26 protein-coding genes are annotated in these 24,555 nt (G+C 43.2%); 4 read left to right on the top strand and 22 right to left on the bottom strand.

Features of this window, described 5'->3' with window-relative positions:
- The first annotated feature begins 13 nt into the window (after positions 1-13).
- A complete protein-coding gene (locus tag D8877_RS00875) occupies positions 14-469 on the top strand; it encodes a MarR family winged helix-turn-helix transcriptional regulator (RefSeq protein WP_125340633.1) in 456 nt (151 codons plus the stop codon).
- 133 nt (positions 470-602) lie between these two features.
- Here D8877_RS00875 and ileS read toward each other — a convergent pair whose 3' ends face one another.
- The 13 genes from ileS to typA form a co-directional block, all read right to left on the bottom strand.
- The gene (gene ileS, locus D8877_RS00880; protein WP_125340630.1) at positions 603-3,395 is read right to left on the bottom strand and encodes an isoleucine--tRNA ligase; all 2,793 of its coding nucleotides are present in this window, start codon (positions 3,393-3,395) and stop codon (positions 603-605) included.
- Between the two features lie 283 nt (positions 3,396-3,678).
- Positions 3,679-4,473, bottom strand: coding sequence for a DivIVA domain-containing protein (locus D8877_RS00885; protein WP_125340628.1), 795 nt, complete (start codon positions 4,471-4,473; stop codon positions 3,679-3,681).
- Between the two features lie 9 nt (positions 4,474-4,482).
- Complete coding sequence (locus tag D8877_RS00890) at positions 4,483-5,268, bottom strand: YlmH family RNA-binding protein (protein ID WP_125340626.1); 786 nt, start codon at positions 5,266-5,268, stop codon at positions 4,483-4,485.
- On the bottom strand, positions 5,265-5,540 hold the full coding sequence (locus D8877_RS00895; protein WP_002896162.1) for a YggT family protein: 276 nt from the start codon (positions 5,538-5,540) through the stop codon (positions 5,265-5,267). The genes D8877_RS00890 and D8877_RS00895 overlap by 4 nt, the downstream gene beginning before the upstream one ends.
- A 5-nt stretch (positions 5,541-5,545) precedes the next feature.
- A complete protein-coding gene (locus D8877_RS00900; protein ID WP_125340624.1) occupies positions 5,546-6,133 on the bottom strand; it encodes a cell division protein SepF in 588 nt (195 codons plus the stop codon).
- A 9-nt stretch (positions 6,134-6,142) separates the two neighbouring features.
- A complete protein-coding gene (locus tag D8877_RS00905; RefSeq protein WP_125340622.1) occupies positions 6,143-6,814 on the bottom strand; it encodes a YggS family pyridoxal phosphate-dependent enzyme in 672 nt (223 codons plus the stop codon).
- Between the two features lie 8 nt (positions 6,815-6,822).
- Positions 6,823-8,100 (bottom strand): cell division protein FtsZ, encoded by a 1,278-nt coding sequence (gene ftsZ, locus D8877_RS00910; protein WP_011836648.1) that lies wholly within the window; start codon positions 8,098-8,100, stop codon positions 6,823-6,825.
- Positions 8,101-8,116: 16 nt separating this feature from the next.
- Positions 8,117-9,475, bottom strand: coding sequence for a cell division protein FtsA (gene ftsA / locus D8877_RS00915; RefSeq protein WP_002896169.1), 1,359 nt, complete (start codon positions 9,473-9,475; stop codon positions 8,117-8,119).
- Positions 9,476-9,596: 121 nt separating this feature from the next.
- A complete protein-coding gene (locus tag D8877_RS00920; RefSeq protein WP_125340620.1) occupies positions 9,597-10,808 on the bottom strand; it encodes a cell division protein FtsQ/DivIB in 1,212 nt (403 codons plus the stop codon).
- Positions 10,805-11,875 (bottom strand): UDP-N-acetylglucosamine--N-acetylmuramyl-(pentapeptide) pyrophosphoryl-undecaprenol N-acetylglucosamine transferase, encoded by a 1,071-nt coding sequence (locus tag D8877_RS00925; protein ID WP_125340618.1) that lies wholly within the window; start codon positions 11,873-11,875, stop codon positions 10,805-10,807. The genes D8877_RS00920 and D8877_RS00925 overlap by 4 nt, the downstream gene beginning before the upstream one ends.
- A gap of 1 nt (position 11,876) precedes the next feature.
- A complete protein-coding gene (gene murD / locus D8877_RS00930; RefSeq protein WP_125340616.1) occupies positions 11,877-13,229 on the bottom strand; it encodes a UDP-N-acetylmuramoyl-L-alanine--D-glutamate ligase in 1,353 nt (450 codons plus the stop codon).
- Positions 13,230-13,447: 218 nt separating this feature from the next.
- Positions 13,448-13,717, bottom strand: coding sequence for a DUF3165 family protein (locus D8877_RS00935; protein WP_125340613.1), 270 nt, complete (start codon positions 13,715-13,717; stop codon positions 13,448-13,450).
- 23 nt (positions 13,718-13,740) lie between these two features.
- Entirely contained in the window at positions 13,741-15,588 is a 1,848-nt protein-coding gene (gene typA, locus D8877_RS00940) for a translational GTPase TypA (RefSeq protein ID WP_033179125.1), read from the bottom strand.
- A 182-nt stretch (positions 15,589-15,770) separates the two neighbouring features.
- On the opposite strand from typA, the gene D8877_RS00945 reads away from it, so the two are divergent.
- Positions 15,771-16,496, top strand: a complete 726-nt coding sequence (locus tag D8877_RS00945; protein WP_125340611.1) for a 16S rRNA pseudouridine(516) synthase — start codon at positions 15,771-15,773, stop codon at positions 16,494-16,496.
- 61 nt (positions 16,497-16,557) lie between these two features.
- On the opposite strand, the gene D8877_RS00950 is transcribed toward D8877_RS00945, so the two are convergent.
- From D8877_RS00950 to D8877_RS00960, 3 genes are all read right to left on the bottom strand, one after another.
- Complete coding sequence (locus tag D8877_RS00950) at positions 16,558-16,938, bottom strand: rhodanese-like domain-containing protein (protein ID WP_002896183.1); 381 nt, start codon at positions 16,936-16,938, stop codon at positions 16,558-16,560.
- A gap of 1 nt (position 16,939) precedes the next feature.
- Positions 16,940-17,158: a YqgQ family protein gene (locus tag D8877_RS00955; protein ID WP_002898045.1), complete on the bottom strand. Its 219-nt coding sequence runs from the start codon at positions 17,156-17,158 to the stop codon at positions 16,940-16,942.
- A 91-nt stretch (positions 17,159-17,249) separates the two neighbouring features.
- Positions 17,250-17,765, bottom strand: a complete 516-nt coding sequence (locus D8877_RS00960) for a Dps family protein (RefSeq protein ID WP_125340609.1) — start codon at positions 17,763-17,765, stop codon at positions 17,250-17,252.
- 166 nt (positions 17,766-17,931) lie between these two features.
- Between D8877_RS00960 and D8877_RS00970 the strand changes: the two genes are divergently transcribed.
- On the top strand, positions 17,932-18,594 hold the full coding sequence (locus D8877_RS00970) for a prepilin peptidase (RefSeq protein WP_125352141.1): 663 nt from the start codon (positions 17,932-17,934) through the stop codon (positions 18,592-18,594).
- On the opposite strand, the gene D8877_RS00975 is transcribed toward D8877_RS00970, so the two are convergent.
- A complete protein-coding gene (locus D8877_RS00975) occupies positions 18,588-19,037 on the bottom strand; it encodes an effector binding domain-containing protein (RefSeq protein ID WP_125340604.1) in 450 nt (149 codons plus the stop codon). The two genes, D8877_RS00970 and D8877_RS00975, sit on opposite strands and share 7 nt — an antisense overlap.
- 78 nt (positions 19,038-19,115) lie before the next feature.
- Between D8877_RS00975 and D8877_RS00980 the strand changes: the two genes are divergently transcribed.
- Complete coding sequence (locus D8877_RS00980) at positions 19,116-20,015, top strand: helix-turn-helix transcriptional regulator (protein ID WP_125340602.1); 900 nt, start codon at positions 19,116-19,118, stop codon at positions 20,013-20,015.
- A 205-nt stretch (positions 20,016-20,220) separates the two neighbouring features.
- Here D8877_RS00980 and trpA read toward each other — a convergent pair whose 3' ends face one another.
- From trpA to trpD, 5 genes are read right to left on the bottom strand one after another with little or no spacing between them, the layout of a single operon-like run.
- Positions 20,221-21,000: a tryptophan synthase subunit alpha gene (trpA, locus tag D8877_RS00985; protein WP_125340600.1), complete on the bottom strand. Its 780-nt coding sequence runs from the start codon at positions 20,998-21,000 to the stop codon at positions 20,221-20,223.
- Entirely contained in the window at positions 20,993-22,216 is a 1,224-nt protein-coding gene (gene trpB / locus D8877_RS00990; RefSeq protein ID WP_125340598.1) for a tryptophan synthase subunit beta, read from the bottom strand. Before trpB ends, trpA begins: the two co-directional genes overlap by 8 nt.
- On the bottom strand, positions 22,206-22,793 hold the full coding sequence (locus tag D8877_RS00995; protein ID WP_125340596.1) for a phosphoribosylanthranilate isomerase: 588 nt from the start codon (positions 22,791-22,793) through the stop codon (positions 22,206-22,208). The genes trpB and D8877_RS00995 overlap by 11 nt, the downstream gene beginning before the upstream one ends.
- Positions 22,780-23,547 (bottom strand): indole-3-glycerol phosphate synthase TrpC, encoded by a 768-nt coding sequence (trpC, locus tag D8877_RS01000; RefSeq protein WP_125340594.1) that lies wholly within the window; start codon positions 23,545-23,547, stop codon positions 22,780-22,782. Before trpC ends, D8877_RS00995 begins: the two co-directional genes overlap by 14 nt.
- On the bottom strand, positions 23,544-24,548 hold the full coding sequence (trpD, locus tag D8877_RS01005; RefSeq protein WP_125340592.1) for an anthranilate phosphoribosyltransferase: 1,005 nt from the start codon (positions 24,546-24,548) through the stop codon (positions 23,544-23,546). The genes trpC and trpD overlap by 4 nt, the downstream gene beginning before the upstream one ends.
- Positions 24,549-24,555 lie beyond the last annotated feature (7 nt).

Raw genomic sequence — 24,555 nt, forward strand, 5'->3', positions numbered from 1 at the left:
CTTTATCTTTTTAATGTATAATAAGTGCAAATGCAACTATCGAGGAGTTCCTATGGATTACCGTCAACTTTTCCGGAAAATGGGATTTATTTCCAGACAAGCCATGATGAAAATGAATCAGAAAGCCAGTAACTACGGCCTAGACAATAATTTATTTCTACTGCTCATTCGTATTGTCGAAAATGAAGGTCTCAGCCAATCACAACTGGCAGAGCTGGTGCAGATTGACAAGACTACCCTCAGCCGATCCCTAGGAAAGCTGGAAGATAGGGGCTTGATTATCAAAAAGACCAAAGCTCAAAATAAGAAGTTCAAAGAGCTCTATCCTAGCAATCAGGCTCTCAAACTCTACGACCAGCTGATTGGCTTTGAAAATACCTATGCCAGTCAGGCTCTGCAGCAACTGACTTCCTCTGAGCTCTTTCAGCTCCAAAATATTCTAGCTAAAATAGACACTCCTAAGGTATAACTAGTATAACAGAAAATAGTTGCAAACGCAACTGTTTCTTTCTTCTAATCTAGCTCCAAACCAAAACATCCTCAAATCTATCTAAAAAAATGGCTCGCCATTAAAGGGCAAAGCCATTTTTTATTTTGGAAACTTACTTGCTCTCAAAGCCTTCTGCAACTGCTTCCGAAAAGTTTTCTTCTAAAATTTCTGCACAGTGGTCACAGACAAAGGCTTGATAACTGCGCTCTTTAACTGTTGTGTCAATGCGGCGGCAGCGATCACAGACTTGCCCCTGCGCATGCTCTACGACAAAAGCTACATCTTCAAAGACTAGAGCGCCTTCTGGAGCAGGTCCTTCAGCAATCGTTAATTGTGAAACGATAAGAAGCTGAGCCACATCGCTGTTGACCGCTTCCAGCAAGGTCTTGATGACTTCATTCGGATAGACAGTCAGGTGTGCTTCCAACGATTTCCCGATAACCTTCTCATTGCGGGCTTCTTCCAAGGCTTTCTGAGCCTGACTGCGGAAGTCCATAAAGGCAGACCAAGTGTCCAAGATTTCTTCTTGATTTGGGAAAGTCTGAGCTTCTGGCAATTCGGATAACTGAACAAATTCTTCCTCTTCGTGTTCTAGGTAAGACCAGATTTCTTCTGCTGTGTGTGGCAGAATCGGCGTCAACAGCTTGGTAATCTTGACCAAAATGTCATAGAAAACAGTCTGCATCTGACGACGTTCCAATGATTTAGCTGCTTCGATATAGACGACATCTTTGGCAAAATCCAGATAGAAAGCAGACAAGTCAACGGTCACAAAGTTGACAATCGCTTTATAAATTGTCAGAAACTCAAAGTCTGCGTAAGCCTTGCGAATAGTGTCTACTAATTGATTGAAGCGGATAGTCATGTATTTATCAACGGAGCGAAGCTCTTCGTAAGCTACAGCATCCTCAACTGGATTAAAGTCAGAGGTATTAGCAATCAAGAAACGCAAGGTATTCCGAATCTTACGGTAGGTTTCAGAAACTTGGCTCAAGATATCCATGGAGATACGAACGTCATTGCTGGAGTCGACACTGGTTACCCAAAGACGCAAGATTTCCGCACCAAATTGTTTTTCCACGTCACTTGGAGCAATGGTATTTCCAAGGGATTTAGACATCTTTTCACCCTTACCATCTAGAGCAAATCCTTGTGACAAGATTTGTTTGTAAGGGGCCACGCCATGGTTGGCAACTGATGTGATAAGAGATGAGTTGAACCAACCACGGTATTGGTCTGAACCTTCTAGATAAAGATCAGCTGGGTAAGTCAATTCCGGACGGTTGACCACTACACCATTCCATGATGAACCTGAGTCAAACCAAACGTCCATGATATCCGTTTCCTTGGTAAATTCGCCATTTGGAGAACCTGGATGAGTAAATCCTTCTGGTAAGAGGTCTTTTGCTTCACGCTTCCACCAGACGATAGAGCCGTGCTCCTCAAAGAGCTGAGCCACGTGTTCGATGGTTTCTGCTGTCATGATTGGTGTTCCGTCTTCGGCATAGAAGATTGGAAGTGGAACTCCCCAAGCTCGCTGACGAGAGATAACCCAGTCACCACGGTCACGAATCATATTGTAGAGGCGTACTTTCCCCCATTCAGAATGGAATTTAACCTTGTCAATTTCGTCCAAAATTTCTTGACGGAATTTAGATACAGAGGCAAACCACTGCGGTACTGCCCGCCAGATGATTGGCTTCTTAGTACGCCAGTCAAATGGATAAGAGTGAGAAATTTCTTCCTGAGCAAGGAGCAAATCACCAAGCTTTTCAATAACCGTCGGCACAACCTTATCATAGAACTGTCCTTCAAAGTCAGGACCAGCATTTTCCATCATAATACCACGCTCATTAACAGTGACAAATACTTCCAAGCCATTAGCTACACCGACATTATAGTCGTCCTCACCAAAACCAGGCGCTGTATGGACAATACCAGTACCAGAGTCAGTCGTAACGTGGTCACCCAGGATAACAAGTTCATCTACAGCGGTATCCCATGGGTGAACTGTCACGATGTGGTTTAATTCTTGACCACGGTAGGTAGCCAAAACTTGAACATCAGCCCAGCCAAATTTCTCAGACAAGCTGTTCAATAATTCAGACGCTACAATAAACTTGCGACTTTCACCCGCAGGCTGGGCCAAAACATAGTCAATATCTGCTCCAACTGTCAAACCACGGGAAGCTGTAATGGTAAATGGAGTTGTTGTCCATACAACGATGTAAGTATCTGTGTCCAATACTCCTTTACCCTCTTTGACGCGGTTAGCATAGTAGAGAGAGGTGGAAACCAAATCATGGTATTCAATTTCTGCTTCAGCCAAAGCTGACTCAGAAGACCAAGACCAGTAAACTGGCTTAGCGCCACGGTAGATGTAGCCTTTCTTAGCCATTTCGCCAAAGACACGAATCTGAGCCGCTTCATAATCAGAAGTCAAAGTAACATAAGGATTATCCCAGTCACCAGAAACACCCAAACGCTTGAAGTCCTCTTTTTGCTTTTCGACTTGGCTAAGCGCATAGTCCCGACACATGTTGAGATATTCTACCAAGTCCAACTCTTTGCGCTTAACGCCTTGTTTTGCCAATACCTGCTCAATCGGAAGACCATGCGTATCCCATCCTGGAATGTAAGGCGCATAGTAACCAGCCATAGACTTTGAGCGAACAATGATATCTTTGGAAATCTTGTTCATAGCATGGCCGACGTGAATATTCCCGTTAGCATAAGGAGGGCCATCATGCAGGATAAAGTGCGGCTTGCCTTCATTCAGCTCCTGACGGCGTTGATAAAGCTTAGCTTGATCCCATTCCTTTTGCCAGATTGGCTCCTTATTTGGAAGACCGGCCCGCATAGGAAAAGCAGTTTTCCCAAGATTAAGTGTTTCTTTCAGTTTCATTCTATTCCTCTTTATTTTTAAAATTACAAATTAAAAACCGCAAACTTCTCCAAAAAGGACGAAAATTCGCGGTACCACCTTTGTTTAGGCAAGAGAATAGCATGATGCTCCTCTTGCCCCTCTTTGTCCGTAACGTGGACTGCCGTCTCATCCTACTGATTTCAGACGAAAGTTCTGTAAAATGATAGCCCAAGCAAGATGGACTGCAGATCTCTCACCATCATCTGCTCGCTGAAAGTATTTTGCTTGGTCTGTGTTTTTACAATCTTAGCTTCTTTAAAAATTATAAAATATTTACTGGAACTTTTTGTTCCCCATTTGTATCATCATCGTGATGGTCAGCTTCTGAGTTTTCCTCAGCTGCGTGAGCTTCTATATCTTCATCGCTAAGCGGAGAAAAAGCTTGAGTCGCAGCTAATTCACGGTTAGCAGCTTCAATGCGCTCTTGCAACTCAGCCATTTCCTCTGGAGAAAATTGACGAGTAACATCCACTTCTTCCTCGCGGATAACTGCCTCTTCTCCCAGTACTTCAGATACAACTTCCTTGAAAGCTTCATCGCTGGTCTGCAGATAAGTAGCTGTCGGACGAAGGATTTCTTCCCATTCAGACGAATCCACAATGCTGAGTTGGCTCTCAATGGTTGATTTCAAACGTTGATGGAAGACACGTGTTTTGTTTTTCAGTTCTTCTGTTTCAATGGCTACTTTCTTAGCATTGTCAGCCGCCTGACGCAAAATTTCATCAGCCTTGTACTTAGCTCCATCCAATAAATGCTGCGCATCCTGCTCTGCCTGACGAACAATATTTGTAGATCGCTCATTGGCAGCAACCTTAACGCGCTCAGCCGTATCTTGAGCAATCAAAACAGACTGGCTGAGAGAGTCTTTCATCTCATCAAAATATGTCAGACGCTCTTCAAGATTGCGAATTTTTGCTTCTTTTTCGTGGTTTTCACGAACCAAGTCCTCATAATCGCGGACAACGATGTCAAGGAATTCATCTACCTCTTCAACATCATAGCCTCTAAACTTGGTTCCAAAGGATTTATCTTTAATTTCTAATGCTGTAAGTGTCATAGTTCCTCCTCATTTACTAGCTAATAATTCAACAGTTAACTTATGTTTTCCATTCTTGGAAAGGCCATTTTCTCTTAAAACCTTAAATCTTCCAAATCGTCTAACGCTAATCAAGTCTTCAAGCCCGACCTGCTGGCTGGTATTGTCATTAACAGCATAGTTCATTTTCACATGCTTGCCAGAAATCAGCTGAGCAGCCTGACTCCTTGATAACTTAAAGGTACTAGCTACCAACTTGTCCAAGCGAAGGCTAGATGCTAAAATTTCTCTGGTGACAGACTGATTCTGCTCTTTCAACTGCTCTGCAAAGGATACTTCCTTTAATTTGACAGGCATCTTTGCAACTTTGGTGACATGATCTATAAAATACTGGGCCAGTCTTTTATCTACAAAGAGCTGAGCACGGTCTCCAACCACAAGAATATCACCAAAGGTCCGTCTTTCAATCCCTAATTGATTGAGAAGAGTTCCCATAATCTGCGAATGACTGATTTTATAAAATTTGCTTGCATAGGAAATTTCCAGCAAGCTCAATTCAAAATCATCCATATTCAGTTGGTAATAAGAAGGCGCCACAAGAACTCTTGCCAGTTCACTTGGAAAATAATCCGAACTAGCAAAGACTTGCACATCATATTGCTTGCCAATATTCTTCAGGATTGAGACCTGATGGGGATTCAGAAAAGGCGTTGTTTCAAACGCATAGGTATCTTGAACCCGCTGAAGCAGCTCCAGACTCCTATCAATAAACTCTCGATCCTCATGCGAAAAGTGTTGATATAAATCTTTCATCATAATAACATTAGTAAGACGCTTATTAAATAAAAGACCACACGATTTAAAAGGTTTAAAGCCAGAATTGCAACCCAAACGGTAAAGTCCAGCCCTGCAAACTGCAAGGGAAGACGGCGGAAAAGTTTTAAATACGGTTCTACAATGCGTGTTAGAAACTCTCCGAATTTAGTTTGATAGGCTCCTGGAAACCAAGATAGAAGTGCATAGACAATCAAGGCAATGCTATAAAGATCGAAAAGATTAGAGATGGCACGAATTACAAAATATAACATATCTCTTATCTACTGCGCTTCATATCAAAGTCGAATTCGCTGATTTCAACATCGTTTGGCAGACGGATATCTTCCACATTTACCACTACATTAATCGGAGTCAGCAAATACATAGTGCTTGCAACTTTTTTCAAATTTCCAGCCAAGACATAACGCGCACCGTCTAGGTAGTCTAAACAGCGACGAGCCTGTACCTCAGTCATATACTGGAAGTCAATCAGGATGCTTTCATTGGCCAAAAGCAGGTCAACAATTTCAGTCGCTTCCTCATATCTCCTCGGATAACGAACATCAATCGTAATCTTCTCATCCGCATTTGCACGGTGCTGAGCCAATTCCTGCTGACGTGCATGCAGTCTGGTAATATTCTCTGTCGAAGATTTCTGTTGTGCCTGTGGTTTAGGCTGTGGCTTGGCCGCAGCAACCGGACGAGGAGCCGGCTTGCTCTCTCTGACTGGCTTAGGCTGAACCAATTCAGGCTTCTGCTTAACAGGCGCCGCAGGTCTGCTGACAGTCTGCTCCTGAAGCTCACTCTCATCTCCATCTTCTGTAAAATAATCTATAAATTTATCAAATCTATCTTTTAATGACATATTTCTTTCCTATTTAAAAAATGCTGTACCAATTCTGACATAGGTCGAGCCATGGGCAATTGCTTCTGGATAATCACGGCTCATTCCCATGCTTAATTCAGAAAAGGGCATATTATTTAACTGTTTCTTTTTTAATTCTTTTTGTAGTTGATGAGCCTTTTCAAAAATTTGGTTCAGCTCCTCATGACTAGCTTCAAACGGAGCCATAGTCATCAATCCCACAATTTGAACATTTTCTAATTTTTTAAGTTCAGGCAGGATAACTTCAAGTTCTTCAATCAAAAAGCCATGCTTGCTCTCTTCTTTAGAAATATTCACCTGCAGAAAACATTTAATCACATGTTCAGCCCGTTTGTCAATCTCCTTGGCCAATTTTACAGAATCTAAAGCGTGAAAGTAATCAACATAGTTAATCACATCCTTGACTTTTCTCCTCTGCAAACTGCCGATCAGGTGCCAGGTCAGATTCTCATCTTTCAGAGCATGGTATTTATCTAGAAATTTATCTACCCGATTTTCTCCGATATGCTGAATACCTGTACGAACAAGCTCCTGAGTAGTTTCGCAGTCAACATATTTGGTAACTGCAATGATATTTACTGAATCTTTCAAACGCTGGGCTTGCTCCGCCGCCTGAGCGACGGATTGAAAGACCAGCTCTTTATTATTCTGCAAATTCATGATTTAGATTAACGATTTCTGAAGAACGGAGGTGTTTCCAACTCATCATCATCTTCATTAGTTTCTGCATAGCGCTCCACGCGGGCTGAGGAACTTGGTTCAGCCTGACGAACAATCGCTTCGCGGCGAAGATCCCAATCACCAAAGGCTGAACCTTTAGGCGCATCCGTTCTTTGACGGCTTGGAGCAGGAATATCAACCGTTTCGGTCATATCAAAGTTTCGTTCAAACTGTCCTGAGCGAACTTCGCGATTTGGCTCAACTTGCTGCGGACGGCTTGGACTAGTAGGTTGTGGTGTCTGACGAATGCCGCTGACCTTTTCAACCTTGTCCTGACGGACACCAGTAGCCACAACAGTCACGCGAATTTCATCCTTCATAGACTCATCAATCGCAGTACCGAGCCAGATGTTCACCCCATGACCTGCTGCTTGGTTGACAATTTCTGAAGCTTCTTCAGCTTCAATCAAGGTCATATCTAGGCCACCAGTAACGTTGACAATTACGTCCTCTGCACCATCAATGGTTGTTTCCAAAAGAGGTGAGTAAATAGCTTTGCGAGCAGCTTCGATAACGCGTTCTTCACCGCTACCAACACCAATTCCCATCAAAGCATTACCCTTGTCTGCCATAACTGTTTTCACGTCGGCAAAGTCAAGGTTAATCAGTCCTGGGCTGGTAATCAAGTCAGTAATCCCTTGGACACCTTGGCGAAGAACATTATCTGCTTCACTGAGTGCTTCAAGGAGCGGAGTCTTCTTATCTACAATTTCAAGCAAGTTGTTATTTGAGATAATCAAGAGTGTGTCTACATGCTCTCGAAGTTCGTTGATTCCCTCTACCGCAAAAGTTCCACGCTTGCTTCCTTCAAAACCAAAAGGACGTGTAACTACAGCAACAGTCAGAGCACCAACATTTTTGGCGATACGAGCGATTACTGGAGCAGCACCTGTCCCAGATCCACCACCCATACCAGCAGTGATGAAGACCATATCTGCTCCTTGCAGAGCTTCAGTCAGGACTTCTTCGCTTTCTTCAGCAGCCTTGCGGCCAACTTCAGGCTGACCTCCAGCACCGAGCCCGCGAGTCAGCTTAGGACCGAGCTGAATAACTGTTTCAGCTTTGGCACTGCTAAGAGCTTGAACATCTGTATTTGCTGCGATGAATTCAACACCAGCAACACCTTCATCAATCATTCGGTTGATGGCATTACCGCCACCTCCACCGACACCAATAACTTTAATTACTGCGCCTTGTGCGGCAGCAGCGTCAAATGAAAATGTCATATTCTCTGTATTCTCCTTAATCAAACATTTTGCCAATTAGGTTGCGCATCCGATCTGTAATACCGGTTTTTGGTTCTTGGTTTGGCACATCAGCACTGGCAACTGGAACTTCTTGGACCGGCTCCTCAGGAATCTCATCAGCTGGTTGAGGTTCAAAGCGTGGTACTGACTGAGCAGGACGCTCAAAGGATACAGGTCGATGGCGTAGTTGCTCATCACCATGAACAGCAACCTGAGCCAGCATGTCCACATCTGTTAAGTTTCCAGCATACTCTGACAAACTGATAACATGTGCAAAGGCTGGATTGCGAATGCCGATTTGATTTGGCACATAAAGCTTGACATTTACGCCAAACACTTCCTGAGCAAGCTCAACCACTCCTGGAAGAATAGCTGCTCCACCAATAATCACAATGCCGCCTGGCAACTCAAGAAGATGCCTTCTATCCAAATCGCGCTTGATTTGCTCAAAAATGTGTTGGATACGAGCAGAAATAATTTCAGCCAGATACTTTTCAGTTACTTCAACTGGCTCAATCTCGCCAATCACTTCTACTTGGAAGGACTCTGTCCCAGCTTCTGGAACATAAGCAGACCCATAGTTAAACTTAAGACTTTCAGCCAACTTTTGCGAAGTCTTCAAAACCTTGGAGATGTCCTTGGTTACGTAGTCGCCGCCTTCTTGGTATATATTCGTATATTGAAGTTCTTGACCTTTAACAGAAGCCACTGTAGTTTGGCCGCCGCCCATATCAATAACAGTTGCACCAAACTCACGTTCCCCTTCGTTCAAGATTGACTTAGTCATAGCCAATGGGGAGATAATTACGTTCTCAAGCTGAACTCCCGCGCGCTCCACTGTCTTGCGGAGGTTGTGGAGAATAGTCCGTGGTCCAGTGTAGAGAAGTCCACGCATTTCTAAGCGAATCCCCATCATACCGCGTGGGTCACGAATCCCTTGGAAACCATCCACTACAAACTCTTCTGGAATGAAAGTAATCACTTCACGGTCAGGAGTCATACTCTTAGTCAGAGCAGATCTAACAACATTCTCTACATCTGTATCTGTGATTTCCTTAGAATCACTAGTCACAGGAATCATGCCCTGAGTTGGCTCAATCTGTAAGAGATTAGCCGGAAGTCCGACATTAACTAAACCAATTGAAATGCCTGCCTTTTCTTCTGCTTGAGAAATAGCTGTCTTAATGGCAGCAGCAGCAGCCTCAATATCAACAATAATTCCATCTTTAACGCCAGCACTTTTTGCGTTGCTGACCCCAATAACATTCATTTCATCGTTGATGTGCTCTGCCACCAACACTTTAATTGAGCTAGTTCCTATATCTAATCCAGTAAAAAAGCCGTCTCTAGCCATTACACCAGTCCTCTCTATCTTCCATGTTTCCGGTCTATACTAATAACGCTAAAAATTAGAGTTACCCAAGCTTTATTATAACATAAAGAAAATGAAAATGCGCAGTTTTTCTACATATAATTTAGCGATTTTCGGTATTTCCCGGGTTTTCTGTTGAATTTTGTGGCTCTGCAGATTCTTGTTCTTGACTTTCTGTCACCTGCTCAGCCGCTTGTTCTGTTGGCTGTCCCGTCGCTTCCTCTTCTGCTTTCTGCTTTTCTTCGTCAGAAGAAGACGACTCGTTTTGAGCTCCTTCAACATAACTAAAAATCCCTGCTTCCATATCTACAACACTAGGTACACCCTCTTCCAACTGTGATTGGATTCCCTTGTAATATGGTAGTTTTTTAGCAATATGTGAAATTGGTACCAAGATTTTATTACCGTCATGCATAGTCAGCGTAACCAAGTCCGGAGTCACCTTACTTGGGGTCAGCTGAACTGTCTTAATATTTTTCTTAACCGAAGCCGGTACTTTTTCAATTTGAAGAGCAAATTCTTTAATCAATTTTTTATCTGAAAACTCTATCGAAATATGGGTTTCCGGCATAGAATCTGCAGCAGTCGGGTCCGAAATAATCTCCCCATTTGTCAGAATAGGATAGTACTGCCCACCCTTATGCAGATAGGCCAGAACTCCGTACTCCTTGACCTTTACCTGAAAAGTAATCGGAAACTGATAAGCCATCTCCAGGTTGTTAATCCAAGGACTAGAAGCTTTCATATTGCGGATATGATTGCCGCCATTGATAAAGGTTGTTAAAGTATAGTCCTTCTCATCAATCTTACTGCTTTTGAGCAGGTCTTCCTGACTGACCATTTGATTCCCTGAAAATTTGATAATCTTCATGGTCGCCAGTGGCGTCAAAAAATAAACTGACAGGAGAAAAATCAAGCCACTGCCCAGCAAAACTGGCAGTGCTCGATAAATATGAATCCTCGAGATATGCACCTTAGCAGCTTCTTTTTCTGCCTTTTTCTGAAGTTTCTCCAGTTTTTTGCGCTCTTTCTCACTCAATTCAGTCTCTAGCTCAGATTCAGATGATTCATCTTCCAAATATTCTGTTTCTTCCTCTTCATAAGATGAGTCATCTTCTTCCGTCTCTTCAGCTATTTCTTCGCCTTCGATTGAGTCCTCAGCTTCAGCTTCTTTTACTTCCTCTTCTTCCAGCTCCTTTTGTTTACTGGCCTCTTCCTGAGCCTTCTTTTCAAGATATTCTTTATTTCGTTTCTGCCATTCAGAGAGGGGCTCACTTACCTCTTCCTTTGGCTCATCGTGGTTTTTCTTGCTCATTTCTTTCCTTTGTCAATATCCGCCTTCAATAAAGCATAAAATTCATCTACAGACTTGATTTCCTGAGAATTCTTCATAGCTTGATGATAAGAAGCTTGATTCGCCAAAAGGTCATCAAGGGCTGTCTGTAAATTGCTCATATCCAGCTGTTCCTCTGCCAATTGCTTGGCATATCCCTTTTTCACAAAATAATCGGCATTTTCAATCTGATCGCCGCGGCTGGCTTCCCGTCCCAGAGGAACGATAATGTGCAGCTTAGCCATGGCCAAGAGCTCAAAGATTGTATTGGAACCGCCGCGTGTCACCACTACATCTGCCAAGTCCATCAAAGGCTGGTAGAGGTCAGTCACATAGGCTCTGCGAAAGAGACGTTCAGACAGAACATCCAAACTTGCATCGCCTGTCAGATTGATGATGTTATAATGCTCGGTCAGTGCAGCCTGATTCTGGCTGACAAAGTCATTAAAGACCTTAGCACCTGCAGAACCACCGACGAAAAGCAGGGTTGGCAGTTCCTTATCAAAATACTGACGAATTTCTTCTAGTTCCTGCGGTGGGACTGACTCTTGACTGCCGACCTTGGTTACAGCTCCGACATGCTCAATCTTGGTCAGACTGGAAGGTTGCTCAAAGGTCGCATACATCTTGGTCGCACACTTATAGGCAATTTTATTGGCTAAGCCAATGGATAGATCCGATTCATGAACATAGACGGGCACTCCGGACAATCGGGCTGCAATCACGGGCGGAACGGATACAAAGCCTCCCTTAGAAAAAAGAGCCTGCGGCCGTACCTTGAGCATAATACCCAGCGACTGGAAAATCCCCCAAACGACCTTAAAGCCATCAAACAGATTCTGCCAAGAAAAGTAGCGGCGAAGCTTGCCCGTAGCTACCGAATGGAAAGTCACGTCCAGTCCTGACTTTTGGATTTCCTGGTACTCAATACCATGCTTATCACCAACATAGTGGACCTGCCAGCCTTCTTTGATAAATTTAGGAATCAGGAGAAGGTTGAGGGTTACATGCCCGACCGTTCCTCCGCCTGTAAATACAATCTTCTTCATCTTAACCTTTTAATTCTTCAAATGCTGCGAGGAATTCATCGCCACGAACTTCAAAATTACTATACATATCCCAGCTGGCATTGGCAGGACTGAGCAAGACAATGTCTCCTGGCTCCGATTGAGCAAAGGCCTTATGAGCCGCATCCCGGACATCAGTCGCATCCAGATAAGAAACACCAGCCTGATCAGCCGCCCTCTTTACACGTGCAGCCGATTGTCCTAAGATAACCATTTTCTTGAGTCCTTTGAGGTCAGGCACTAGCTCGTCAAATTCATTGCCACGATCCAAGCCACCTGCAATCAGAATCACCTTGCTATTGTCAAAACCAGATAAGGCTTTCTGGGTTGCCAAGATATTAGTAGACTTACTGTCATTGTAAAAGGCAACCTCATTTACCCGCCCCACATACTGGAGACGATGCTTAACACCTCCAAAAGCTGACAAGACTTCTTTAATCGTCTGATTATCAATACCACGCAGCTTGGCTACTGCAATCGTAGCCAGAGCGTTTTCGACATTGTGGCTGCCAGGAACGCCGATTTCAGCCGCCTGCATAATCGCTTCTCCACGGAAGGTCAAGACATCACCCTCTAAATAGGCACCATCCACCTTTTCAGTTGTTGAAAAAGGGACAACAGTAGCCTGAGTTTGACTAGCCATTTCCTTGGCCCAGTCCTGATTGAAATCCAAAACCAGATAATCATCAGCTGTCATGTTTTTCTGGATATTCCACTTGGCAGCTGCATAGTCCTCAACAGAACCGTGATAATCCAAATGAGTCGGCATGAGGTTAGTAATAACAGCTATTTGCGGATGAAAAGCCTCAATCCCCATCAACTGGAAGGAAGACAGTTCCATGACCAACGTATCTTTGCTGCTGGCTGTTTGGGCTACTTGACTAGCAGGAAAACCGATATTACCAGACAATAAACCGTTTTGACCGCCAGCCGTCAAGACTTGCGCAATCATGGTTGTGGTCGTCGTCTTACCATTTGAACCCGTAATACCAATAATCGGTGCTTCTGAAATGAGATAAGCCAACTCTACTTCAGTGATAACAGGAATCTTCTTTTCAAGAGCTCGAACGACCATAGCATTGTCATAAGGAATACCTGGATTTTTCACCATTAGTTCAAAATCTTCGTCCAGCAACTCCAAGGGATGACCTCCTGTCACCACTTTTATACCTTCTTCTAGCAAGGATTGAGCAGCAGGATTTTCCTCGAAAGGTTTACCGTCGTTAACTGTCACGATAGCTCCTAATTTATCTAAAAGGCGAGCAGCAGACTCACCCGACTTGGCCAATCCCAGAACCAAAACCTTTTTATTGGCAAAATTTGCTATTTTTTTCATAAGCAACCTCTTCCATTCATACTTCATTCTATTTTACCTTTTTTTGTGAAAATAAAAAAGTCATAGGAGTCTTTTATTTTCGACTGTAAGCAAGTTTTGAAAAAAATGATATGTTTTCATCTGTTTGAAATATTTTGTAACATAAACCTATTGTTTTTGTAAAAAAAAGAGCAAAAACTCAAAACGTCAATCCGACCTTCTAAGTTCTTGCTCATTTATTATTCTTCATCAAAATTCTTTTTTGATTTTTTAGGCTGCTTGAGACGATTAATATCCCGCAAAGCCAAGACGGTCACTACGGATAGGCCGAAACCTACAAAATATTCAGCCGGCAACTGGAAAATTTTAAAAATGCCTAAGCCAAATAAGATAATCAAGGCCACAATCAGTAAAACCATAGTCACAGCATTAACAGTCCCTTTAATACTGGATGGAACAGCAAAAATGTAGAAAAAGAGGATTAAAATCCCAATGATAAGATAAACCATCTTGCTGCTCCTTTCCCTTTTGCTTATTCAGCTGCAGCTGATTTTTTCTTTTTATTGGCTTTTTCGCGTTCTTGTTTGTTCAAAATTTGCTTACGCAGACGAATGGATTCTGGCGTTACTTCCATGTATTCATCATCATTCAAGAATTCCAAAGATTCTTCCAAGGTCAAGATACGAGGCGTCTTGATTACTGCTGTCTGATCCTTGGTTGCCGAACGAACATTGGTCATCTGCTTGGCTTTAGTGATATTAACAGTTAAGTCATTCTCACGAGAGTTTTCACCGATGATCATTCCTTCATAAACCTCAGTACCTGGATTGACAAAGATAGTTCCGCGCTCTTCGATAGACATGATAGAGTAAGTCGTTGCCTTACCAGCATCAATGGAAACAAGGGCACCACGGTGACGTCCACCAATTTCACCTGGAATCAATGGCAAGTATTGGTCAAATGTATGATTCATAATCCCATAACCACGAGTCATAGATAAGAACTCTGTAGAGTAACCAATCAAACCACGTGCTGGAACTAGGAAGACCAAACGAGTTTGACCATTACCAGTTGAAATCATATCCAACATTTCACCCTTACGTTCAGAAAGGCTTTGGATAACAGATCCTTGGTACTCTTCTGGAGTATCGATTTGGACGCGCTCAAATGGCTCACATTTGACACCGTCAATTTCTTTCACGATAACTTCTGGACGAGATACTTGCAGCTCATATCCCTCACGACGCATGGTTTCGATCAGGATTGACAAGTGCAATTCTCCACGACCTGAAACTGTCCACTTATCTGGTGAATCTGTTGGGTCAACACGAAGGGATACGTCTGTCTGCAATTCTGCTTGCAAGCGTTCTTCAACCTTACGAGAGGTTACCCATTTCCCTTCGCGACCAGCAAATGGTGAGTTGTTGACCAAGAAAGTCATTTGAAGAGTTGGCTCATCGATGTGTAGGATTGGAAGAGCTTCAACTGCGTCTGTTGGAGTGATAGTTTCACCAACAAAGATATCTTCCATACCTGATACGGCAATCAAGTCACCCGCTTTAGCTTCTTGGATTTCACGACGCTCCAAGCCAAAGAAACCAAAGAGTTTTGTGACACGGAAGTTCTTGGTAGTGCCATCTAGTTTAGAAAGGGTAACTTGATCCCCAACCTTAACAGTCCCTCGGAAGACACGTCCGATACCAATACGACCTACGAAATCATTGTAGTCCAAGAGTGAGACTTGAAACTGCAAAGGCTCATCTGAGTTGTCCACTGGAGCTGGGATATGGTCGATGATGGTATCAAAGATTGGAGCCATTGTTTTTTCTTGATCAGCTGGATCGTCTGACAATGAAGATGTTCCGTTGATAGCTGAAGCATAAACAACTGGGAAATCAAGCTGGTCATCGTCTGCACCAAGCTCAATGAAGAGTTCCAATACTTCGTCCACTACTTCTGCTGGACGAGCTGATGGTTTGTCAATTTTGTTGACAACAACAATTGGGACAAGGTCTTGTTCTAAGGCCTTTTTCAATACGAAACGAGTTTGTGGCATGGTTCCTTCGTAGGCATCTACCACCAAAACAACACCGTCAACCATTTTCATGATACGCTCTACTTCACCACCGAAGTCCGCGTGTCCTGGTGTGTCCATGATATTGATACGAGTTCCGTTGTAAGCAACGGCTGTATTTTTAGCAAGGATCGTAATACCGCGCTCTTTTTCGATATCGTTTGAGTCCATAGCACGCTCTGCCAACTCTGTACGAGCATCAAGAGTTTCAGACTGTTTCAATAATTCGTCAACAAGGGTTGTTTTCCCGTGGTCAACGTGGGCGATAATCGCAATGTTACGGATATCTTCTCTTAATTTTGTCATTTTTTCCTCTGAATTTTTAAATTTTATTTCTAACTGAACAATTATACCACAGACGCAGGCAAAAAACACGGCTTTGATAAGTGTAAATGTTTTCATTAAAAAATATGGGAGCTGCATGAGTATTTGCATTTCCCATCCTGAAAATTTATGATATGATTTAGAAAAAAAAACAAGGAAAACAGATGCGCCTCGACCAACTGCTGGCTGCCAATCATATCAGCCGAAAAAAGATGAAACAAAGCCTTTTGCAAAAACAGATTTTAGTGGATGGTAAGCCCGCCTACAAACTCAGCCAAAACGTTGATACCGGCCTGCAGCAGATTACTTTTCAAGGAAAACAGGTCAGCGGCCCTGCCCACCGTTACTACATGCTGAATAAACCCTCTGGCGCAGTCACAGCCAATCGTGACGCTGAAAAATTGACTGTCCTGGATTTGCTGGATAAGGAGATAGAAAAAGAAAATCTTTACTCTATCGGACGGCTGGATAGAGATACAGAAGGACTTCTTCTGATTACCGATAATGGTCCTTTGGGATTTCAGCTGCTGCACCCTCAATATCATGTCGAAAAAACTTACTATGTAGAAGTCAATGGACCTTTGACCCTTCAGGACAAAATTGCCTTTCAAGAAGGCATTCGCTTTTTAGACGGTACTGTCTGTCAGCCCGCCCAGCTCACTATCTTCTCTAGCCGCTCCAGTCTGAGCCGTGCTAGCGTCAGGATTTCTGAGGGGAAATTCCACCAGATCAAAAAGATGTTTCTGGCAGTTGGTGTTAAAGTCACCTATCTCAAACGAATTCAATTTGGAGATTTTACATTAGACCCAGACCTAGCAAAAGGTGATTGCCGTCCTTTAAACCAAGAAGAATTAGGAATTATTAAAAAATATTTGGAGAAAAGTTGGTAAAAAAAAGCTTTAAAAAATAAAGCTTTTTCTTAATTCCTAAAACCGTTCATGAATTGTTTTATCAGCTAGCTTTCACCTTGCCATTCCAAGAATCCAACCCATAAGAAAGAATATAGATTTCTTTAAATCCTTGTTTTTTCAGATACAGAGCCGCATTGGTCACGCGCTGACCGCGACTATTTTCATAGAGGAGAACAGCCTTGTCCTTACGAAGTGCACCGACACTATCCTTGAGCTGCTGAGATGGAATATTGCGAGCACCTAAGATATGCTTACGGTGAAAATCAGATGGATCCCGCAGATCAACCAACTGACCTTGGCGAATCAAGTCTTCAAATTCCCCGTTATCCACGATTTTTGCTGCCTGACGAAGGCGCAGATAATTAAAGCCCATCCAGCCAAGTATTCCCAAAAGTACCGCCCACAAAATCCAAATTGTCATCTCAAGTCTCCTTTTTCTTTTCTAAATATTCTAACTCTAAGCGATGTTCTCGGCGCAAGACAGCCTCCGCCTCAAAATAAGCTAGCTTATCCATTAGACCGGCGTCGTAAATCCTCTTCAGCTCGATTTTCATCATTTCAATATCGTAAAGGCGCTTGCCCATATAGATAATGATTCCGAAACTTTTAAGAAATTGCTGAACATCATACAGGGTTTTCATGAGCTATATTTTATCAGATTTTCCAGCGCTTTTCAAGATGAAAAAAGCAGAAAGGAAAGTCTGTTCCCTTCTGCTTCGCATGGATCATTTTTTATAAACCTGGTGCTTGACCAATTTCAGCTGTCAGCATCCAGATAGTCTTTTCAAGGTCAGCCTTGGCACCGACAAAGATATCATTGGTTACATCGTCCCCTTCTTCGTCTGTTACATCCAAAGCTTCTTGGTAAAGACCTGTCAGATAGCGGAAAATATCAATCACACGTGCCAGACTTTCTTCTACATCCTTGCTGAATTCACCAGCTTTTTCTTCAATCTTGCTGTGTTGGATAAACTCTGTCAAGGTAGAATAAGGCTTGCCTCCCAATGTAATCAAGCGCTCGCTAACTTCATCCAAAGTTGTATCCAAAGTTTCCATGTATTCATCCATTTTTGGATGCCAAACCATGAAGCCTGCTCCACGCATATACCAGTGAACTTGGTGAAGAGCGATATGAGCTGTATAAAGGTCTGCCACTACTTGATTAAGAATAGCCTTAGTCTTTGGCAAAGACTTTTGATTGCTGAAAGTTGCTACGTCAGTTGCTGCACCATTTTTTACTTGTGTCATTGTATTTACCTCGTTTTTATTTATAATGATTCTAATCTTTTTAGATTATGGTTTAATTATAATGCTTCTAAATAAGAAAGTCAAGACAAAAGATTCAAAAAAAGACTTTATTAGAAAAGTTGCAAAATTTCAGAATTTTTCTGTTTAAAATTACGAATAAATAAGTATGATTCATCTATACTTTTTTCTACTTGGCACTGTCTTTGCCTCATTCCTAGGCTTGGTCATCGACCGCTTCCCAGAGAGGTCTGTCATCTCTCCCGCTAGTCATTGCAATGCCTGCGAGAAAATATTAGCACCGCGTGATTTGATTCCTATTTTTTCCCAAGTCATGAACCGGCTTCGTTGCCGCTTCTGCGGAGACAAGATTCCCTTACGCTATTTATTTTTTGAATCTATCTTGGGCGGTCTTTTTCTGGCAACTTCGCTTGGCACGATTTCCATCAGTCAACTCCTACTACTCACCATGGGCTTGACTCTAGCCATCTACGATCAAAGAGAGCAGCAATACCCTTTGATGATCTGGTTGGTTTTTCAGCTTTTGCTGCTGATGACAGCGGGCGTCAATCTTCTCATGCTCTTCTTTTTAGCCCTAGGACTTCTAGCCTTCTTTTATAATCTTCGTATTGGAGCTGGCGACTTTCTATTCCTTGCTTCCTGCTCAGCCATTTTCAGTCTGACGGAAATTCTCATTCTTATCCAAATCGCTAGCTTCGCTGGTCTCGCCTGTTTTTGCTTTAAAAAGAAAAAAGACAGGCTGGCATTTGTACCCTGTCTTTTGTTTGGTGTGGTGGTGATTATTTCTTATAAATCCCTACTCTTTTACTGAACTGGAACCCAAAGCTCAACTTCTGCATCCATAGGATTCCCGTTTAAAAGTATTTCTAAGATAATTCCATCTTGGTAAAGGGAACTGCTTTCTTCCTCAAAAAAGTTATCCTCCAATTGGTCAAACAGGGGTCTTGATTTATCACCACTGGCTGAACTTACTAAATAATCTTTCTCTGGGACGAGAATGCTTTCGTAGTCTGCCACAGCATTCTTTGCCGCAACTCCTGCGTAGTATTGAATACCATCTTTATGAGGAACAATCAAAGCATAGCCTTTTTTGTCTAGAGAATGGGGCATCAATTTCCCCAGCATTCCTTCTTTAAATAACTGAGCGTAGAACGCTGTCTTCTCTTTAGAATAGTGCTGTTCATGAACCGTAGTTCCTTCTATCAAAGTACTCCTGCAAATCAGGGTAAACGATGGTTTGGTTTGATGTTTCATTATATGAACTCCTTTCTTTATGGTATAATCATAACAAAAGTAATATGACATCTATCTGTCATATTTAAGGAGAAAATCATGAAAATTGACCGTCAAATGGGAATCATTTCTCATTTAGTAAATCAACGAAAAACAACAGCTAAAGAACTATCAGAACTTTTTAAAGTCAGCACCCGAACTATTATGAGAGATATTGATGATTTATCTCTTGCAGGCATTCCTCTCTATGTAATGAAAGGAAAAAACGGAGGAATTTTTCTTATGGAAGACTTTCAAACTGATAAACCTCCCTTGACTCAATCCGAACGACTTTCAATCGAATCCGGTTTAAAAAGTCGCTATCAAGTATTGGAAGATACCTCTACTTTCAATGCTATATTGAAATTAAATGCTACCAATACATACTCTGATTTCGAAATTGATTTGTCTCTATCTCAAGGGAACTTGGAAATACGAACTTTGATTTTTAAGTTATTGGAAGCTATCAGAGGTAGAGTAAAAATAAAATTTTCCTATATTAATTTACAAGGACTGGTGAGTCAAAAAAATTGTGAGCCTTACCGTATTGTCTATAAGGACCGGAGTTGGTATATGGATGCCTACGATACTGATAAAGCGCGTTTTTCTGTTTTTAAAGTTGCTAGAATTAGTGAACTTACTCTCTCTGATACTTTTTCAAAAAGACATTTTACACCACTTCCCTATGATGGTGGTACATGGATGAATGAAAACAAAGTACCTGTCATCCTACATGTCCAGAAAATTGTCCTTGATCGATTTGTGGAACTCTTAGGCTATAATGCCATAAAACCTATTAATAGCAATATTTACGAGATTACTTATCCTTTAAACGACAATGATTGGGGATACAATACCTTGCTTGCTTTTGGAAAATACATCACTGTTATATCTCCTAAGCATTTCTTGAAACATTTCACCAGCTATATAGATACCATTCATAAGCAATATCCAAACTAATATTCAATCAACATCAAAAATCAAACATTTCTTAAAAATGAATTATACGAAACTTACTTTTTTATGGTGATAAAATTCAAGAACATGGGTCAGGCTCTAGTTCTTATCCAAATCGCTAGCTTCTCTGGCCTCGCCTGCTTCTGCTTTAAAAATAAAAAAGACAGGCTAGCTTTTGTCCCCTGTCTTTTGTTTGGTGTGGTAGTGATTATTTCTTATAAGCTGCTGCTTCTCGGATAAAGGCTGCTATACTGGCGTCCTTTTCATGAAGAGCTTTGACAATCTTAGATCCGACAATGACTCCGTCTGAGACTTGATTGAATCGGTCAACATCCTCTAAAGTTGAAACGCCAAAACCTGTCAGCACTGGAATCTCAGCAATATCATGGAGCTTGCTCAAATGCTGGTCCAAATCATTGCGGTAGCTTCCGCTCTTACCTGTCACACCGTTGATGGCTACAGCATAGATAAAACCTTCAGCTTCCTTGATCAGCTCCTGCTGACGTTCTAGTCCAGTCGTCAGACTTACTAAAGGAACAAGAGCGATATCTGAATCATCCAGCAGAGGCAGAATAAAGTCCCTATGCTCGTAGGGCAGATCCGGAATAATCAATCCCTTAACCGGTGTCGTAGCCAAATCCTTGACAAAATCTTTGAGACCGTACTGGAAAATGGGATTGAAGTAGGTCATGATAATGAGAGGCAGCTGAGTGCCCAACTTCTGCAAACTTGCGACTAAAGACTTGGCGGAAGTATGGTGACCCAGACTTCTCAGACCGGCTTCTTCAATAACCGGCCCATCTGCAACAGGATCTGAAAATGGCAGGCCGATTTCAATGGCTGACACACCCAAGTTTTCCAAAAAAGCGATAGTTTCCGGCAAACCTGCCAAACCTTTCTCGTGATCACCAGCCATAATATAAGGAAGGAAAATCCCCTTACCTGCTTTTTTGATGGCTTCTAAATGCTGAGTGAGTGTTTTAGTCATGGGCACCTCCTTTTTGAGCCGCTTCTTTTTCCAAGCGTTCCTTTACCTGAACGACATCCTTGTCACCACGGCCGGATAGGCAGACAATCATTGATTTATCTGGTCCCAACTCCTTAGCCAGCTTAACTGCGTAAGCAATAGCGTGGCTAGACTCTAGAGCGGGGATAATTCCTTCGATACGAGACAGGAGCTGAAAGGCTTCCAAAGCTTCTTCATCTGTGACTGGCACATAAGTGGCGCGCTGGATAGCATTAAAATGAGAATGTTCAGGACCGATGCCCGGATAGTCTAGCCCGGCAGAGATAGAGAAAGCTTCCAGAATCTGTCCTTGCTCATCCTGCAAGACATCCATCAAGGCACCGTGTAAAACACCCGGCCGGCCCTTGGTTAAGGTCGCAGCGTGTTCATCTGTATCCACGCCCCGCCCAGCTGCTTCTGTTCCATACATAGCCACTGAGCCATCATCTACAAAGGGATAAAAGAGTCCAATAGCATTGGAGCCACCGCCAACGCAGGCCACTAAAGCATCTGGCAGGGCACCTGCATTTTGCTCAGCAAACTGACGCTTGGCCTCACGCCCAATCACACTCTGGTAGTCGCGGACAATCTCTGGGAAAGGATGTGGTCCCAAGGCTGAGCCCATAATATAGTGAGTATCATCGACCTGAGCCACCCAAGCTCGCAAGGCAGCATTGACTGCATCCTTGAGGACTCGAGAGCCATCAGTCACAGACTCCACCTTGGCTCCCAGAAGTTCCATCCGAAAGACATTGAGGGCTTGGCGCTTGACATCTTCTTCACCCATATAGATAGTACAGTCCATATTGAAAAGGGCTGCAGCTGTGGCCGTGGCTACTCCGTGCTGACCTGCACCAGTCTCCGCAATGATTTTCTTCTTGCCCATCCGCTTGGCTAATAGGACTTGTCCTAAGGCGTTATTGATTTTATGAGCCCCGGTATGGTTGAGGTCTTCCCGCTTCAGATAAATCTTAGCACCGCCAGCATAGGCTGTTAGATTCTTAGCAAAATAGAGAGGATTTTCTCGCCCTACATACTGCTTCAGCAACTCGTCCAGCTCAGCCTGAAAGGCTGGGACTTTTTTACTCTCACGGTAGGCTTTATCCAGCTCCAAAACTGCTGTCATCAGCGTTTCTGGAACAAAGCGTCCGCCAAACTCACCGTAAAATCCTTCTTGATTGGGTTGATTATATGCCATCTTTCACTCTTTCTATAAATTCTTTTATCTTTTCTAAGTCCTTCTGGCCGTCAGTCTCGACCCCGCTGGAGACATCAACTGCGTAAGGAGCGAAGTACTGAATCGCTTCTTGGACATTTCCTGCATTCAAACCACCGGCGATAAAGAAGGGCTGGTGGATTTGATTCTTGTCAAAAGATTGCCAGTCAAAGGTCTGACCACTACCAGCAAGTGGTGCATCAAAGAGCAGGTAGTCCGCTTGTTGTCTGACTCCTTTTAACGCTCCCTTGACCTGATAAGCTCGAATAACCGGCCGGCCAATATGAGTCAGGAGCTCTTGATCAAAATCGCCATGAATCTGCACCAAATCCAGATTTGCCACTGAAATAGCTTCCTGCAGCTCTGCCAAGCCCGGAGAGACGAAAACTCCTACCTTTTGGACAGCAGGCGGCACCAAGGCAGCTAGCTTCTGAGCTTGCTCCAAACTGACCCTCCGACGGCTCTCAGCAAAGACAAATCCAATGTAGTCAGCACCAGCCTGGCATGCAGTTTCCACAGCGCTGATCGTTGATAAGCCGCAAATCTTAACCTTTGTCAATTTTCAGCTCCTTGATTTTTTCTGCAACATCCTTAGCCTGCATCAGGGCTGTTCCGACTAAAACAGCATGGAAATAAGGAGCTACTAGCTCAGCATCTTCCTTGCTGAAAATAGCAGACTCAGATAAGTAAACCCTGTCATCTTTGAAATGGGCAGACAGCTGGAGACTTGTATTGATATCTGTCTCAAAAGTGACTAAATTGCGGTTATTGACACCGATAATCCGAGCTCCTATTCTATGGGCAATTTCCAGCTCCGCCAGATTATGGGTTTCGACCAGAACTTCCAAGCCTAAACCTGTCGCAAAATCATAGAGTTCTTGCAGACGCTTTTCAGGCAAGGCAGCCACAATCAAGAGAATAACTGTCGCTCCTGCATTGCGGGCGCGAACAATCTGTTTTTCATCAATGATAAAGTCCTTATTGAGGGTCGGAATGGTCACTTGACTGGAAATCTCTCTCAGGTAATCCAGATGTCCTTTGAAGAAAATCTCATCTGTCAGGACCGAAATCATGGCTACACCGCATCGTTCATAGGTGCGAGCCTGCTCCACAATATCCACACCGAGATTAATATCTCCCAGACTTGGACTGGCTTTTTTGACCTCAGCAATCAGCTGCAGCTCTTGAGGATGGCTTTTAAGATAATCATAGAGGGAATAGGTCGAGCGCAGAGGTTGCAGCTCTTCATAAGACATAGCCGCCACTTCCTGCTCTTTTTGCTTTAGAATGGTCGGGAGAAATTCTTTGCTCATTTTTGATACTCCTGTAGTTGCTTGAGTTTTTCATAGGCTGCGCCACTAGCGATCACTTGGCGGGCCAAAGCTATTCCTTCTTCTATGCTGTCTGATTTCCCATTAGCATAGAAGCCCAATCCCGCATTCAGCACTGTCGTTTCTAGATAGGGACTGGCTTGATTTTGCAGGACAGATAGCAGAATTTCTGCATTTCTCTTGGCATTACCCCCACGAATCGCTTCAAGAGGTATCTCTTTCATGCCAATATCTAACGGCAGAAAGCTGTGCAGGCTGATTTGTCCATTTTCCAGCAGAGCATACTGGGTACGGCCATGAAGACCCGCCTCATCCAGACCATCCGGCCCCGACACAACTACTGCACGCTTACGGCCCATATTTTTCAAAACCTCTGCCGTACTCTCTAGCATATCCGGCCGGCTGGTTCCCAAAAGCTGAGTTTCTAGACTCATGGGATGGATGAGCGGACCGGTTAGGTTCATGATAGTGGGAATGCCGAGGCTAAGACGAGCTGGCATGATGTATTTCATGGCAGGGTGCATATTCTTTGCAAAGAGAAAGACGATACCTGTCTGCTCAAAAATCTTACCCAAGCTAGCAGCGTCCAAGTCTAGATTGATACCCAGAGCTTCTAAGACATCAGCTGAGCCTGACTTAGAAGAAATGGAGCGATTGCCGTGCTTGGCCATCTTAATCCCGCCACCTGCCAGTACAAAAGTTGCTGTAGTCGAAACATTGAAGCTGAAAGACTTGTCTCCGCCTGTACCGCAATTGTCCATGGCAGTGCGAATAGTGGTTGGAATCTGCTTAGCATGGCCTCGCATAACCTGAGCCAAAGCAGTTCGTTCCTCAATCGTCTCCCCCTTCATCTTAAGCCCCAGCAAGAAAGCTACAATTTGAGACTCTGTCACTCGTCCAGTGACAATACGCTCAATCACATCTGTCATCTCAGCGCTGCTTAAATCCTTAAAATCAGCTAGTTTTGCAATAATCTCTTTCATACATTCT

It is taken from the genome of Streptococcus sanguinis (genome assembly GCF_003943735.1).
GTDB classification, from domain to species: domain Bacteria; phylum Bacillota; class Bacilli; order Lactobacillales; family Streptococcaceae; genus Streptococcus; species Streptococcus sanguinis_E.